The following is a 13,849-nucleotide window of genomic DNA, read 5'->3' as shown; positions in this document are numbered from 1 at the left end:
CTTCTTATATAAGCTTTACTATATTTTTCATTAAATTATGACAAAAAATTCATGATCTTGTCTAACAAAAGCAATTGATTTTAAATTAATAAAATGTGATTCTCGTCACACTTTAATCACGAACAACGATTAAAAACACTTTATTTTTATAAGAGACTATAACAATGGCTTTGTTCAATTATAAATCATTCGATTACTTACCTAACTTTAAATTAAGTTCAGTTCTCTCAATTCCAGCTCAACTCGTTGGTAATGGTCTAATCGCTGCCACCAATGCTGTGAATACTGTTCTTGATGTAGTTTCTCCTATTGGTTTAGCAGGTAATACTTTACTTGGCAAACCTTTCGAAGCAGTGCACGAACTTGGTGATAAAATTATTGATGCAGCTTCAGATGCAGTGAATTCAGTAGGTAAAGCACTTGGTGCAACCATCGAACTGAATGACACTCATCATAAAAATGAGTGGGAAGACAAAGAACTCAGCTTAGATAACATTTTAAGCCTTCCTGGGGATTTAATTGGAAACACCATTATCGGTGCAACCAATATTGCCAATGATATTCTTGATGCTGCTGCACCGATTGCTATTGCAGGAAATGCACTTATCCCTGGTTTTGATGTTGTTCATAAAGCAGGTGATACGATTATTGATGCTGTCTCTGATGTGGCTCATGACATTGGCTCAGCGATTGGCGGGACAATTGAACCTAAAGATACGCATTATGATAATGAATGGTCTCAAGAGCTTCCATCAGCTACTGACAACCTAAAGTCAATTGTGAATACAGTTGCAAATCAAGTTGAAAATGCACTTGAACCTATTTTCGATTATGTTCCTGATTTCAAATTTAGCTCAGTACTTTCTATTCCAGCTCAGTTACTAGGTAATGGTTTAGTCACGACAGCAAATTTAGTCAATACAGTTTTAGATGTGGCTTCGCCTATTGGCTTAGCAGGTAATGCTCTACTTGGTAAACCATTTGAAGTTGTTCATGAGTTAGGTGACCGCATTATCGATGCAGCATCGAATTTACTCAGTGGTGCTGGTGAAGCCCTCGGCTCAAATGTGGAAGCAAAAGATACACACCACAAAAATGAATGGAAAGATGGCGAACTTAACCTTGATTCAATTTTAAAAATTCCAAGTGAGCTGGTTGGTAATTTGATCATCGGCAAAGATGGCATCGTGAATGATTTATTAGATAGCGTTGCGCCATTGGTTAAAGTTGGTGATAAATTCATTCCTGGTTTTGAAGAAATTCATAAAGCCGGTGATGCGATTATCGATCAGATTTCAGACATTATCGTAAATATTGGTAAGGATATTGGTGCCACTTTTCTACCTTCAGACTCACATTTTGATCGAGAATGGGGTCAACCAAAACAACCAGATCAATCTAATCCATCAGATGACGGTCGTCCTAAATTCTACAAAATTGACAATCAATTTAGTTACCGCGTAAGTGAATCTGCATTTAAACAAGTTCAAGAACTATATAACAAGTTTATGTCAACTGGTTCTTTACAAGGTAAAAACTTCTGGCGCCCTATTTATACCGTGATCAAAGAAGATTTAGCATCAAACGATGCAGTGGATCAAGGTACTAAAAACTGGTTAAAAGTTGCTGAAGCTGTTGCAATAGCTGATCCTCAGAACTTCCTTTATCAATATGTTCGTTTAGGAACAGGTAAATCACTTGCAGATAAAGGCATCTATATTACGGATGAACAATTCTGGCAAGCATCAAATGTATTGATCAAAACTTTAGCTGACAATTTCTTGAATGGCGTGAAAAATGCTGATGGCGAGACTGTTGTTCCAGCAGGATATTTACCAAGCTCTGATGGTAAGTTTGGATTGGTACTTATGGATGCAACTCAAGCTCTTGAAAACTTGGGTGGCGAGCTAGGTGATTGGACAGGTATCACACCATTAAGTATTCTTGATCACTATTTAGGTGTGGATACTTCACAATTGAACGGTGGTGATAGCCGTCCGTTTACTTGGTATTTAGAGCTATTAGGTGATGTGGTTAAAGCGAACTTAAAAGCTGGTGCGAGTATCTTTGATGTTGTGAATCAAATCGTGACTGAGGGCTTAAACTTCGTTGGACAATTCATCAAAGGTGAAGTACTTGACGATGGCTTCTCTTCACGTGATCAACTTGTGAATACATTGACTCAACTTGCTTATGCATATGCAGGTGATTTGGCTGGCTCTGTAGCAGTAGCGACAAACTTATTTAACCCTAATACCAACATTATCAGCACTTACTCTGTTTTCGGACGTACCTTAAACGGTAAAGATGGTAATGACATCATTAAAGGCGGTGTCGGCAACGATACGCTTGTAGGTGGTAAAGGTGATGACTTGCTCTTTGGTGGTTGGGGCAATGACATTCTAAAAGGTGGTGAAGGCATCAATGTCCTCGTAGGTGGTCGTGGTGACGATACCTATTATGTACAATCAAAATATGACTTCGTACTTGAACACAACTATGAAGGTACAGACACTGTCATTAGTTCTGCAGATCAGTATCAATTAACCGAAAATGTTGAAAACCTTACGCTGATCAATCCAATCAAAGAACTTTTGATTGCTGGATCAGAAATTCAACAAAGTGGTACGGGTAACCAATCTGACAACATTATCACAGGTAGCAAATTCGTAAATAACGAATTAAAAGGCCTCGCTGGAGATGACACCTTAATCGCAAATAGTGGTCTGATTAACATCTTAAATGGTGGTATTGGTAACGACAAATTGTATGGCGATCTTGGTAACGAGACATACTATTTTGATCAAGGCTTTGGAGTAGATACAATCTATGAAAAAGGTGGTCAAGATACCATTCAATTTGGTGCTGGTATCTCAATTGATGATTTACTCGTTCAAGACTCTGGGAATGATCGTATCATCAAACTTAAAGATTCTGCTGATCAAATTACTATTAAAGATTGGGCAAAAGGTGAAGCACATCAAGTTGAATCAATCTTATTTAAAGACGGTTCTACATTCAACTTACTAACTTTAGATCAAAACTTAAGTTACGTGTAATTCTTCCCCGCAAAAAAATAGGTGCTTTAAGTACCTATTTTTTTATCTTTTACCCATTGAGCGACGTGTACCACGTGGCGGCATCCATGTGCGATCAGCATAGCGCTGAGGCTTTGGACGTAGATCTTCAATTTCTTCATCAGCTTGCTTTGCGTCATTGACTTGCTTGATAGGAAATGGAAGATTCACTACAGGCTTCTTTTTGGGAGAATTTTCCGAACTCATTTGAGACTACTCATTTCAATCTAACGCTATTGTACGGAAATTTGTTTTTTTATGCGACCCACGTTGTTTAATGTGGATATGTATCATTGCATTAAAATTCGATGAATTTCGTGATTTTTTGCTAATTTGCCTAGATATTGGACGACTAAAACATTCAATTTAAGCTAAGATAGTGTGCTTTTTATTTTTTAATCCCTATAAGAAGGAATACTGCCGTGGACGTACGTCTCTCTGATCGTGTCAATGCCATCAAACCGTCCCCAACGCTTGCTGTGACCAATAAAGCTGCAGAACTTAAAGCTGCTGGTAAAAACGTTATTGGTTTAGGTGCAGGTGAACCGGATTTCGATACACCACAACACATCAAAGATGCAGCAATTGCAGCGATTAACAACGGTTTCACTAAATACACCGCAGTTGACGGTACGCCAGGTCTTAAAAAAGCAATTATCGCTAAATTAAAACGTGATAATAACCTTGATTATGCTGCTAACCAGATTCTCGTTTCTTGTGGCGGTAAGCAATCATTCTTTAACCTTGCGCTTGCATTGTTAAATAAAGGTGATGAAGTAATCATCCCTGCTCCATTCTGGGTAAGCTATCCAGATATGGTGATCATCGCAGAAGGTGTGCCAGTTATTGTTAAATGTGGTGAAGAACAACGTTTCAAAATCACACCAGCTCAATTAGAAGCTGCAATTACTGATAAAACTCGCCTAGTTGTTTTAAACAGCCCTTCTAACCCAACAGGTATGATTTATACCAAAGAAGAATTAGAAGCATTAGCTGAAGTTCTTCGTAAATATCCTGAAGTATATGTTGCTTCTGATGATATGTACGAACCAATTCGTTGGGACGACGAGTTTTATAACATTGCTACAGTTGCACCAGATCTTTACGATCGCGTAATCGTTCTCAACGGTGTATCTAAAGCATATGCAATGACAGGTTGGCGTATCGGCTATGCAGCAGGTCCTGCTAAATTAATCGGCGCAATGAAGAAAATTCAATCACAATCTACTTCTAACCCAACTTCAATTTCGCAAGTTGCGGCAGAAGCTGCATTGAATGGTCCTCAAGATGTACTTAAACCAATGATTGAAGCTTTCAAACGCCGTCATGATTTAGTTGTTAATGGCTTGAATGATATCAAAGGCATTACATGCTTACCTGCTGACGGTGCATTCTATGCTTATGCAAACATTCGTCCATTGATCCGTGCAAAAGGTTTAAAATCTTGCACAGAATTCTCTGCATGGTTATTGGAAGAAACTGGTGTTGCGGTTGTTCCTGGTGATGCATTCGGTTTAGGCGGTTATATGCGTATTTCATATGCAACAGCAGATGAAGTATTGGTTGATGCGCTTGCACGTATCAAAAAAGCAGCTGACTCAATCGAAGGCGTAGATGCAGCAATTGCTTCTATCGCAGCTGAAAAATAATCTGAAAAATTAATCAGATCAAAAACCCGCGATTTTCGCGGGTTTTTTTTATTAAATCTAAACCCCTTCATACACCTACATAACCCAATACGCAACATAAAACCTTTTGGTTAATACGCTCGCTCACTGAAGCGAAAAAAGTGTGCTTTTAGGATTGGATAAAAGTCAGAGATTTTTTAAAAAGCAACTCAAACATGATCCAACAGTTGTCTAAGTAGCCCGCTGATAAATTAAGCCTTATACACTATTCATAGTATCGATAGCCCAATCTGAAAGATCATATTTATCACTGAAAAATCCCATTTATAGATATGCTTTGCACCATCATATAGAAGTTGGAACTAATCTAAGTAACCATAATATGGGATTTAATTAATGAAAAATAAGTTCTAGAAACACCAATTCACCCTAATAAAGAAGATAAAATGACACAGGCTAACTTGGACTATATTTAAGAAAAATCAATTCATTCAACAATTTCAGATTTAACTTGTGAAAATTTGCCTAAACTGCAAGCTGTTTATTAAACAAATGCTTTGAAGGACGATAACAACTTAGGCATTCAACATAATATTTAAGTGGTGACTTTAATAAAATCTCGCTCACCGCATTCGACTCATTTAACCAAGCAAGCGATTTATTCGTGCCAAGAATGGCATTCCCTTTTATGGAGTAGATATAGACTTTATTTAAGTTAGCTTTTAAGTCATTTGCTGCCAAATATTGTTCAAGCGTGAATGATTGATCGTGATCAATAGACCATTTTTCAGAAAACCACAACTGCAATAACTCTCCCAAAACCAGATGATGTTTTTTAAAAGGAAATACATCAACTATCGCGCCCTCGACTTCAGTGAAATAAGAACTAGGCGAATTTAAGATAGACAGGTAATTTTGTTTATAGAATTCAAGATTAGAAAAGATCTGAGAAATGGTAAGCGTATTCATTCGCTTTCTCCTATTTTAGCCATTTAGTGCTGGCAAGTTGGTATAAATCCACACTGCTTAAAACTCTGTTTCAAGCGCTCTGTTGTTAAATAAATCTAACAAGCTCATTCTAAATTGGCAAGTAAATTAAAAAAAAACATTTTATTTGAGCAAATAAACAACATGCGGCTCAAAAGTGACAATTGTATGGCAATTTACACTTGACCCAATCTTAAATCCCCTTATAATCGCATTCAGATTCTCCAATAGCTCAGTCGGTAGAGCGACGGACTGTTAATCCGCAGGTCCCTGGTTCGAGCCCAGGTTGGAGAGCCAAATACTAAAAAGCCCAAGCATTTAAGACTTGGGCTTTTTTTATGCCAAAAAAATCCCCCACTTGGGAGGATTTTCTCAACCATATTTTAAGCTGCTTTTGCTGGAACTCCACTGTGAAAACGGAAGGTTTCATCAGGTGTTAAGATGAGTTGCTTTTCAACTTCACGAATGTGCTCTATACGACTTTGAATATCCTCCTCAGGATCTTTCAATTTCGCAGTTTTAGCCACATCCAGAGCTAGAGCCAAATAATCCTCGTAATGGCGTGATTCAGATTTTAGTAAGTAGCGATAATAGCGCCCTAATTCCTCATCGACTCTAGGCGCTAATGCATAAAAACGTTCACATGAGCGTGCTTCCACAAACGCACCAATAATTAAAACATCAATCAACGCTTCTGGTTCATACGTCCGAATTTCTTTGCGTAAGCCACCCGCATAACGCCCAGCACTTAAACCGACCCATTGCTGCCCGCGCTTATTCATAAACTCTAAAACCTGCTCATAATGCAGCATTTCCTCACGCACTAATTGAGCGAGCTTAACTTGTAAATCTACAAAAAAGCTGTATCTAAACATGAGATTCATGGCTGTACTGGCTGCTTTCTTTTCACAGTTCGCATGATCTTGCATCAAAATATCAAGATTATTTACAGCCTCATCTAACCAAGCTTGTGGAGTTTCGCAACCAAGGAAGCCTATGACAGGCTTCATTAATTCATCATAATCAATATTTGACATAGTACTCATCAATCTTATCGTGCAGCTTTGATTGCTGCTTTCATATCTTGAACTGCTTGCGTAAGTCCTTTAAAAACAGCATCGGCAATCAGAGAATGTCCAATATTCAATTCGTGTATTTGAGGAATTGCTGCAATAGGAGCAACATTGTCAAGATTAAGTCCATGCCCAGCATTTACAACCAAACCTTTAGCAGCAGCGTATTCTGTTCCACGGATAATACGTTGTAACTCTACCTGCTGTGCTTCTTCTGTTTCAGCATCTGCATAAGCACCTGTATGAATCTCAATAGTTGGCGCACCACAGGCAATTGCAGCATCAATTTGTTCAATATCAGCATCGATAAATAACGATACATCACATCCAATCGCTGCTAATTCCTGTGTAGCAGACTTAACAGCCTCAAAATTACCAACAACATCTAAACCACCTTCAGTCGTGACTTCTTGACGCTTTTCAGGCACAAAACATACATGATGCGGCTTTATTTCTTTAGCAAATGCCACCATCTCATCTGTCACTGCCATTTCAAGGTTCATGCGTGTTTTAAGCACAGGGCGCATGCGACGGACATCATCATCATGAATATGGCGACGATCCTCACGTAAATGTAATGTAATGCCTTCAGCCCCAGCCTCTTCACAAATTAGTGCTGCCTGTACTGGATCCGGGTAGCGTGTGCCTCGAGCCTGTCTTAGAGTTGCAACATGATCAATGTTCACACCAAGCAATGCAGCCATAACATTTTCCTAATTTGATTTTGATTGAGCGTTTTGAATCCACAATTGACGACTTTTTAGTGGGCGATCACCCAATAATGAAGTAATCATTTGACGATATAATTTATTCAACAATTGTAACTGTTCAGCGTTGAAATCTGTACCATTTTCATAATTTATCATGCTGCGAATTTGCTCACCTGTCAGCGTAGCGGCACTTGAATACTGAACTGGTATAAAACCTTCGTTTAATTGAAATTGATATTTTTGTGAAGCTAAAATTTCATTTTGGTGTGCATCTATTGAGTAATCAATCGCATAACCAAGTTCTTCTAGAAGTACGTATTCAAATTGACGAAGAATTTGCTTTAAAAGTTCGTTAGGATTTGAATGTTGGGCTAATTTTTGCAGACTTTCTAATGTCTTGTGGTACTTTGCAAAAGTATCTGGCATTGCCTCTTCTAATGGGCATAATCTCAATAAGATTTCATTTAAATAAAATCCTGAAAAGAATGCATCACCATGAAAAAAAATGGGATGATTAACAATTTCTAATTTTGTGAAATTTTTTAATTCAGACTTTCCAGTCGCTTGAAGTGCGATAGGCTGATACTGCGGTGGTGGAGATTGTCTCAGTATGCCGTCAACTCGTCCATACTCTTCAGTGAATAAATGAACAATATGGCTTCGCTCTCGATACTTTCGATGATGGATTAAGTATCCATGCAAAAGTTCATTTCGCATCGATTAATCTTTTTATTTATCTTTGTTTTGTTCTTTTTCATCATCGTCATCACCGTCTGGGATAACTGCTCCAACAACTGCTGCAGTGCCTTTGACGACCCCCTTGGTGGTTTTATATGCAACTTTTACAGGAACTGTGACAACTTTATGAATGCAACCTTGTAAAATCAAAGCGCATACAATCATCGCAACCATCTTCATCATCACAAGCTCCTATAACCGTTCAAGCCTTAGATATCACTATATCCTAAGCTTTTTAATGCACGTTCATCATCAGACCAACCGCCTTTAACTTTAACCCAAAGCGTTAGCATGATCTTTTCTTCGAACATTTTTTCCATATCGGCACGTGCATCCATACCAATTTTTTTCAACTTCGATCCTTTTTCACCGATGACAATGGCTTTTTGCCCAGGGCGATCAACAAAAATCGTAGCATCAATATAGGTACAAGCTGGCTTCATACGACCAGTTTTTTCATTTAAAGTCGCTTCTTCTGTTTTAAACGATTCAATTTGAACAGTTAAATCATATGGAAGCTCTTCACCCAATTGACGCATGATTTTTTCACGTATAATTTCAGAAGCCAAGAAGCGTTCAGAACGATCTGTGAGTTGATCAAGTGCATACAATGGTGGCTGGAATGGTAAGTACTTTTCGATCGTATCACGAAGATGATCAAGGTTAGCGCCACGCAATGCCGATACAGGAACGATCTCAGCAAAGTTCATTAATTTTGTACGTTCTTGAATCAGCGGTAATGCCTGATTTTTATTCTCAAATGTATCCAATTTATTAATGACCAAGATGACAGGCATTTCGGCATTTTTGAGCTTCTCAAGGACTAATTCATCATTTTGAGTCCATTTGTCAGCGTCTACAACAAACAGTACAAGATTTACATCACGCAAGGCTGAATGAGCTGCACGATTCATCATTTTATTGATGGCACGTACTTCTTTCTTATGCATTCCAGGGGTGTCAACAAATACTGCCTGAGATTTCTCACGCGTATCAATACCCACAATCTTGTGTCGAGTTGTTTGAGGCTTACGAGACGTAATCGAAAGCTTCTGACCCAAAATATGGTTCATTAATGTAGATTTACCTACATTAGGACGACCTACAATTGCCACAAAGCCACTTTTGTAGTCTGAGGGAATTGTAGTGCCTTGCGAACTAAAAAATTGATTGATTAAATCATTGCCGCTGTCTTGCGACTCGTGATCAGCATCGATGTGATCGGAATGAGTAGTCATGAAGACTTTTGCTCCAAAAATTTTAAAATTTCCGCCGCTACTGCTTGCTCAGCAAAACGACGACTTGAACCCTCACCCATACATTTTGGCAAGCCTTCAACCATACATTCCACTTTAAAATGTTGGTTTGGTGCATCACCCTGAATATCAACAACCTCATACACTGGGAGAGGTTTTTTACGAGCTTGAAGATACTCTTGTAAACGGGACTTAGGATCTTTCAATTGATCTGTTGGCTCAATATGATCTAAATAAGGTTCATACCATTTCAACACAATTGATTCTAACAACTTTAAATCTTGGCTATCAGTATAGATTGCACCAATAATCGCTTCGACTGTGTCAGCGAGTATCGATTCTCTATGATGACCACCAGATTTTAACTCACCAGTACTGAGTATTAAACTCTGACTAAGTTTCAAATCTGTTGCAATTTTGCCTAACGCTTCTTGTCGAACCAAAGTAGCTCTCATACGCGTAAGACGACCTTCGTTTTCATGTGGATAAGCATGATAAAGGTAATTGGCAATAATCATGCCTAACAATGAATCGCCTAGAAACTCTAGGCGTTCATAATTATGTTTATGGCTAACCGATCGGTGTGTCAATGCAAGTTGAAGTAATTCAATTTTTTTAAACTGATAACCGATGCGACTCAGTAAGCGAGAATCACTTACTTTGAACTGACCTTTGATCAAAACTTTTCTCGAATGTGAGGACTAAATCAATATTAAATAAGAATGGCTTTCTTACTTCATATTTCTTTGTCACTTGTAAACCTTGTTTAGATTTGACAGTCGCAATATCTTTGAACTCAATGTCACGGATATTGTTCATGCTAAATTTCTGCCCCATTGTTGAAGCAAACTGTTGTGGTGTTGTCGCCTTTGAGCTGATTGCAACTTGTTCTTCAATCAATTGATTGATTAGTCGGTCATCCCAATAAGGCTGCCACAATGCTACGAGCACTTTAAGTCCAAATGCCGCAACAATTACCCCTAATAAAATCGCTGTATACGATGCACCACGTTGAGTGTTACGCATTTTTTATTATCCATATATTTGAAGATTACTGAATTTGACCATTACGACTGAATGATGGCAATTTCAAACCAGCTTCTTTATGCATCCATACATAAATTGCTTGTCCTGTTAAATTTGCCTCAGGTACGAATCCCCAGATTCGACTATCAGCACTCTGATCACGGTTGTCACCCATAGCAAAGTAATATCCTTTCGGAACGGTTACTTCCCAACTTTGACCATTTGTTCTCACAAAGCGATCATTCGCAGTGGCAACATAAGGAAGATCTTCTTTCGTTTGTGCATAATTGAAATGCGCAATAATCGGGTTTTGACCTTCTAAATTACGAACCAAATATTTATGATCACCTAAGGTTTCATAATGATAAATTGAATTTGGCGTGTCTGAAACATCTTTTTCACGATTAAATTCAGCCACTTCCGTTACAACTTTTTCACCATTGATAGTTAATTGATTATTCTCAAAAACGATATGATCACCAGGTAAACCAATAATACGCTTAATATAGCTAATTGATGGGTTTGGTGGATATCTAAATACCGCCACATCACCACGTTCAGGCTCATTGACATTCAACACTTTGGTGTTACTAATCGGTAAACGAACACCATATTGATATTTGTTTACCAAGATATAATCACCCGTTTCCAATGCCGGAACCATGGATTCAGATGGGATATTATAAGGTTCAAAGAAGAATGATCGCAGCACTAACACAACTGCAAGTACAGGCCAAAAATCATATGCCCATGTGATAATGAAATTTTCATTCCCTTTTCCTTTGGTTGCTCTTTGTTTGAGTACCAATTTATCCAGCAACCATAATCCAAAAAAGATCAGGGTTGCAGGTACGAGAATGAGATTAAAATCAAAATCCATGGGATATTCCTTGTTGTTATCGCTCTACTTTTAACACTGCTAAGAAAGCTTCTTGTGGGATTTCTACACTACCCACCTGCTTCATACGTTTCTTACCTTCTTTCTGTTTCGCAAGAAGTTTCTTCTTACGTGAAACGTCACCACCATAACATTTCGCCAATACGTTCTTACGCATTGCTTTTACTGTTGAACGCGCGATAATTTGAGCACCAATTGCAGCTTGAATCGCCACATCAAACATTTGACGTGGAATCAAATCTTTCATCTTTTCAACAAGTGCAATACCACGATGACGCGCATCTTGACGATGACAAATCATTGCCAATGCATCGACTTTTTCACCATTGATCAAGACATCTACTTTTACAAGAGAAGAAGACTCAAAACGGACGAAGTTATAATCTAACGATGCAAAACCACGTGAACATGATTTTAATTTATCGAAGAAATCCATCACGACTTCAGCCATTGGTATTTCAAATGTAATGGCTACTTGGTTTGCCATAAACTTCATGTCTCTTTGAACACCACGGCGTTCAACGCATAACGTCATTACATTACCAAGATATTCTTGTGGCACAAGGATATTACATTCTGCGATCGGCTCACGAAGGTCTTCTACCGTCGAACCATCTGGCATTTTTGATGGACTGTCGATATAAACTGTCTCGCCACTCTTCATGACAGCTTCGTAAATCACAGTCGGTGCTGACGAAATAAGGTCTAGATCATACTCACGCTCTAAGCGCTCTTGTACAATCTCCATGTGCAGCATACCCAAGAAACCGCAACGGAAACCAAATCCTAATGCATCAGAACTTTCAGGTTCAAAGAATAATGCTGAATCGTTAATTTGCAGTTTTTGTAGTGCTTCACGGAAAGGTTCAAATTCACTTGCATCAATCGGGAATAAACCTGCATATACCTGTGGTTTAACCTTTTTGAATCCAGGTAGAGTTTCTACTTCTGGCGTAGTTGCAAGTGTGATCGTATCACCGACTGGCGCACCAAAAATATCTTTGATACCAGCAATCACAAAGCCTACTTCACCTGCTTCTAAAATATCAGTTTCTGTATGTTTAGGATTAAAAATACCGACAGAGGTAATGATGTGCGTTTGACCCGTTGATTTCATCAACATTTTATCGCCTTTACGCACACGACCTTGCTTAATACGAACTAAGGATACAACACCTAAATAATTGTCAAACCATGAGTCAATAATTAAAGCTTGAAGCGGTGCTTCACGGTCACCCGTCGGAGCAGGAATGGTATTCACAAGTGTTTCTAAAACACCTTCGATTCCCAATCCAGTTTTAGCTGAACACGTAGGTGCTTCAGTTGCTTCAATTCCGATAATGTCTTCAATTTCTTGAATGACACGCTCAGGTTCTGCTTGAGGCAAATCAATTTTATTGAGTACAGGTAGAACCTCAAGCCCTTGTTCAATTGCTGTATAGCAGTTTGCAACTGATTGAGCTTCAACACCTTGAGCGGCATCTACAACTAAAAGCGCACCTTCACAAGCAGCAAGCGAACGTGATACTTCATATGAGAAATCCACGTGCCCTGGTGTATCAATAAAGTTCAGTTGATATTCTTCACCATTTGGATGCGTATAATAAAGCGTCACAGAAGTCGCTTTAATGGTAATCCCGCGCTCACGCTCAAGCTCCATTGAGTCTAGAACTTGCGCTTGCATTTCGCGATCTTGCAAACCACCACAGGTCTGAATAAAACGGTCAGCTAATGTCGACTTCCCGTGATCGATGTGAGCAATGATCGAAAAGTTACGTATATTTTTGATATTTACGGATTTTTTAGCTTGCGCCATGGGTTACCTTGAACAATAAATTGCGCTATGCATGAAATAAAAACTACATAGCAAAAGCTGTTTAACAAATTGCGGACGATTATAGCAGATGGATTTTTCAAAGTATTCATAATAATGAACACCATGTGGTGAAATATTTAATTCGTCCGACTCAAGCAATTCTTTAGACAGCGGATAAAGAATAATCTTGAGTGAAATCCAAAGGATTTAATACCCCAGAAATAGGCTGATAAGCTTGAGTAAATGTTGGAGATAATCGTTTGGGTCTGCCTGTCGCAATCTCTACACAGGCCCATTTGGTATTTCCCACAAATAATAATGATTGGTCTGAAGGTCTAAAAAAAGCGTACTGACGGAATGAATACATCGCATTCAAATCATTAAGCCAAGTTCTTAAAATAATTTCATCATTTTCAAAACACGCCTTTCTGTAATTCATGTGATGCTCAACTGCAACCATGGCATGTTTGAGTTCTAGATATTGCTCAACCCCTAAACCCAGTTGTTCAATATGTGCTGTTGCAACATCTTGCATCCATTTTACATACACCACATTATTCACATGACCTAAAATATCAATGTCTTGTGCTGTTGCTTTTATTTTAAGGTCAAAGATTGTACTCACTGTATTCCCTTGTAT

Annotated in this window: 14 protein-coding genes and 1 tRNA gene; 3 read left to right on the top strand and 12 right to left on the bottom strand. The window is 38.5% G+C overall.

Translation table 11 applies throughout. From position 1 onward, the window contains the following. Nucleotides 1-164: 164 nt before the first annotated feature. Nucleotides 165-3,059: a calcium-binding protein gene (locus tag FTV17_RS01765; protein WP_179997906.1), complete on the top strand. Its 2,895-nt coding sequence runs from the start codon at nucleotides 165-167 to the stop codon at nucleotides 3,057-3,059. Nucleotides 3,060-3,101: 42 nt separating this feature from the next. Here the strand turns inward: FTV17_RS01765 and FTV17_RS01760 are convergent, their stop codons facing one another. Next, nucleotides 3,102-3,284 (bottom strand): hypothetical protein, encoded by a 183-nt coding sequence (locus FTV17_RS01760; RefSeq protein ID WP_179997905.1) that lies wholly within the window; start codon nucleotides 3,282-3,284, stop codon nucleotides 3,102-3,104. Nucleotides 3,285-3,499: 215 nt separating this feature from the next. Between FTV17_RS01760 and FTV17_RS01755 the strand changes: the two genes are divergently transcribed. Next, a complete protein-coding gene (locus FTV17_RS01755) occupies nucleotides 3,500-4,726 on the top strand; it encodes a pyridoxal phosphate-dependent aminotransferase (RefSeq protein WP_035265512.1) in 1,227 nt (408 codons plus the stop codon). A gap of 504 nt (nucleotides 4,727-5,230) precedes the next feature. On the opposite strand, the gene FTV17_RS01750 is transcribed toward FTV17_RS01755, so the two are convergent. Then, the gene (locus FTV17_RS01750) at nucleotides 5,231-5,674 is read right to left on the bottom strand and encodes a hypothetical protein (protein WP_179997904.1); all 444 of its coding nucleotides are present in this window, start codon (nucleotides 5,672-5,674) and stop codon (nucleotides 5,231-5,233) included. 239 nt (nucleotides 5,675-5,913) lie between these two features. Here FTV17_RS01750 and FTV17_RS01745 point away from each other — a divergent pair. Next, a tRNA-Asn gene (locus FTV17_RS01745) sits at nucleotides 5,914-5,989 on the top strand. Between the two features lie 86 nt (nucleotides 5,990-6,075). On the opposite strand, the gene FTV17_RS01740 is transcribed toward FTV17_RS01745, so the two are convergent. The 10 genes from FTV17_RS01740 to FTV17_RS01695 form a co-directional block, all read right to left on the bottom strand. After that, the gene (locus FTV17_RS01740) at nucleotides 6,076-6,729 is read right to left on the bottom strand and encodes a tRNA-(ms[2]io[6]A)-hydroxylase (protein ID WP_035267174.1); all 654 of its coding nucleotides are present in this window, start codon (nucleotides 6,727-6,729) and stop codon (nucleotides 6,076-6,078) included. 14 nt (nucleotides 6,730-6,743) lie between these two features. Further along, nucleotides 6,744-7,469 (bottom strand): pyridoxine 5'-phosphate synthase, encoded by a 726-nt coding sequence (pdxJ, locus tag FTV17_RS01735; protein WP_035267175.1) that lies wholly within the window; start codon nucleotides 7,467-7,469, stop codon nucleotides 6,744-6,746. Between the two features lie 9 nt (nucleotides 7,470-7,478). Then, nucleotides 7,479-8,192, bottom strand: a complete 714-nt coding sequence (locus FTV17_RS01730; RefSeq protein WP_179997903.1) for a DNA repair protein RecO — start codon at nucleotides 8,190-8,192, stop codon at nucleotides 7,479-7,481. A gap of 12 nt (nucleotides 8,193-8,204) precedes the next feature. After that, on the bottom strand, nucleotides 8,205-8,396 hold the full coding sequence (locus FTV17_RS01725) for an NF038104 family lipoprotein (RefSeq protein WP_179997902.1): 192 nt from the start codon (nucleotides 8,394-8,396) through the stop codon (nucleotides 8,205-8,207). Nucleotides 8,397-8,422: 26 nt separating this feature from the next. Then, the gene (gene era, locus FTV17_RS01720; RefSeq protein ID WP_035267178.1) at nucleotides 8,423-9,451 is read right to left on the bottom strand and encodes a GTPase Era; all 1,029 of its coding nucleotides are present in this window, start codon (nucleotides 9,449-9,451) and stop codon (nucleotides 8,423-8,425) included. After that, nucleotides 9,448-10,149: a ribonuclease III gene (gene rnc, locus FTV17_RS01715; protein WP_035267179.1), complete on the bottom strand. Its 702-nt coding sequence runs from the start codon at nucleotides 10,147-10,149 to the stop codon at nucleotides 9,448-9,450. Before rnc ends, era begins: the two co-directional genes overlap by 4 nt. Then, complete coding sequence (locus FTV17_RS01710) at nucleotides 10,121-10,495, bottom strand: DUF4845 domain-containing protein (protein WP_035267180.1); 375 nt, start codon at nucleotides 10,493-10,495, stop codon at nucleotides 10,121-10,123. Before FTV17_RS01710 ends, rnc begins: the two co-directional genes overlap by 29 nt. Nucleotides 10,496-10,520: 25 nt before the next feature. Then, nucleotides 10,521-11,375, bottom strand: a complete 855-nt coding sequence (gene lepB / locus FTV17_RS01705; RefSeq protein WP_179997901.1) for a signal peptidase I — start codon at nucleotides 11,373-11,375, stop codon at nucleotides 10,521-10,523. Between the two features lie 16 nt (nucleotides 11,376-11,391). Next, a complete protein-coding gene (gene lepA / locus FTV17_RS01700; RefSeq protein WP_179997900.1) occupies nucleotides 11,392-13,209 on the bottom strand; it encodes a translation elongation factor 4 in 1,818 nt (605 codons plus the stop codon). Nucleotides 13,210-13,372: 163 nt separating this feature from the next. Beyond that, entirely contained in the window at nucleotides 13,373-13,834 is a 462-nt protein-coding gene (locus FTV17_RS01695) for an acyl-CoA thioesterase (protein ID WP_179997899.1), read from the bottom strand. Nucleotides 13,835-13,849 lie beyond the last annotated feature (15 nt).

The organism is Acinetobacter sp. YH12239, from assembly GCF_013417635.1.
Classification (GTDB): domain Bacteria; phylum Pseudomonadota; class Gammaproteobacteria; order Pseudomonadales; family Moraxellaceae; genus Acinetobacter.
Note: the sequence above shows the minus strand (reverse complement) of the source record. Positions and strands in the feature narration are given on the sequence as shown.

Excerpts from the sequence above, each read along its gene's own strand:
- FTV17_RS01765 (WP_179997906.1), top strand. The coding sequence starts at position 165 with ATGGCTTTGTTCAATTATAAATCATTCGATTACTTACCTAACTTTAAA.
- FTV17_RS01760 (WP_179997905.1), bottom strand. The coding sequence starts at position 3,284 with ATGAGTTCGGAAAATTCTCCCAAAAAGAAGCCTGTAGTGAATCTTCCA.
- FTV17_RS01750 (WP_179997904.1), bottom strand. The coding sequence starts at position 5,674 with ATGAATACGCTTACCATTTCTCAGATCTTTTCTAATCTTGAATTCTAT.
- FTV17_RS01740 (WP_035267174.1), bottom strand. The coding sequence starts at position 6,729 with ATGTCAAATATTGATTATGATGAATTAATGAAGCCTGTCATAGGCTTC.
- pdxJ (WP_035267175.1), bottom strand. The coding sequence starts at position 7,469 with ATGGCTGCATTGCTTGGTGTGAACATTGATCATGTTGCAACTCTAAGA.
- FTV17_RS01730 (WP_179997903.1), bottom strand. The coding sequence starts at position 8,192 with ATGCGAAATGAACTTTTGCATGGATACTTAATCCATCATCGAAAGTAT.
- FTV17_RS01725 (WP_179997902.1), bottom strand. The coding sequence starts at position 8,396 with ATGATGAAGATGGTTGCGATGATTGTATGCGCTTTGATTTTACAAGGT.
- era (WP_035267178.1), bottom strand. The coding sequence starts at position 9,451 with ATGACTACTCATTCCGATCACATCGATGCTGATCACGAGTCGCAAGAC.
- FTV17_RS01710 (WP_035267180.1), bottom strand. The coding sequence starts at position 10,495 with ATGCGTAACACTCAACGTGGTGCATCGTATACAGCGATTTTATTAGGG.
- lepB (WP_179997901.1), bottom strand. The coding sequence starts at position 11,375 with ATGGATTTTGATTTTAATCTCATTCTCGTACCTGCAACCCTGATCTTT.
- lepA (WP_179997900.1), bottom strand. The coding sequence starts at position 13,209 with ATGGCGCAAGCTAAAAAATCCGTAAATATCAAAAATATACGTAACTTT.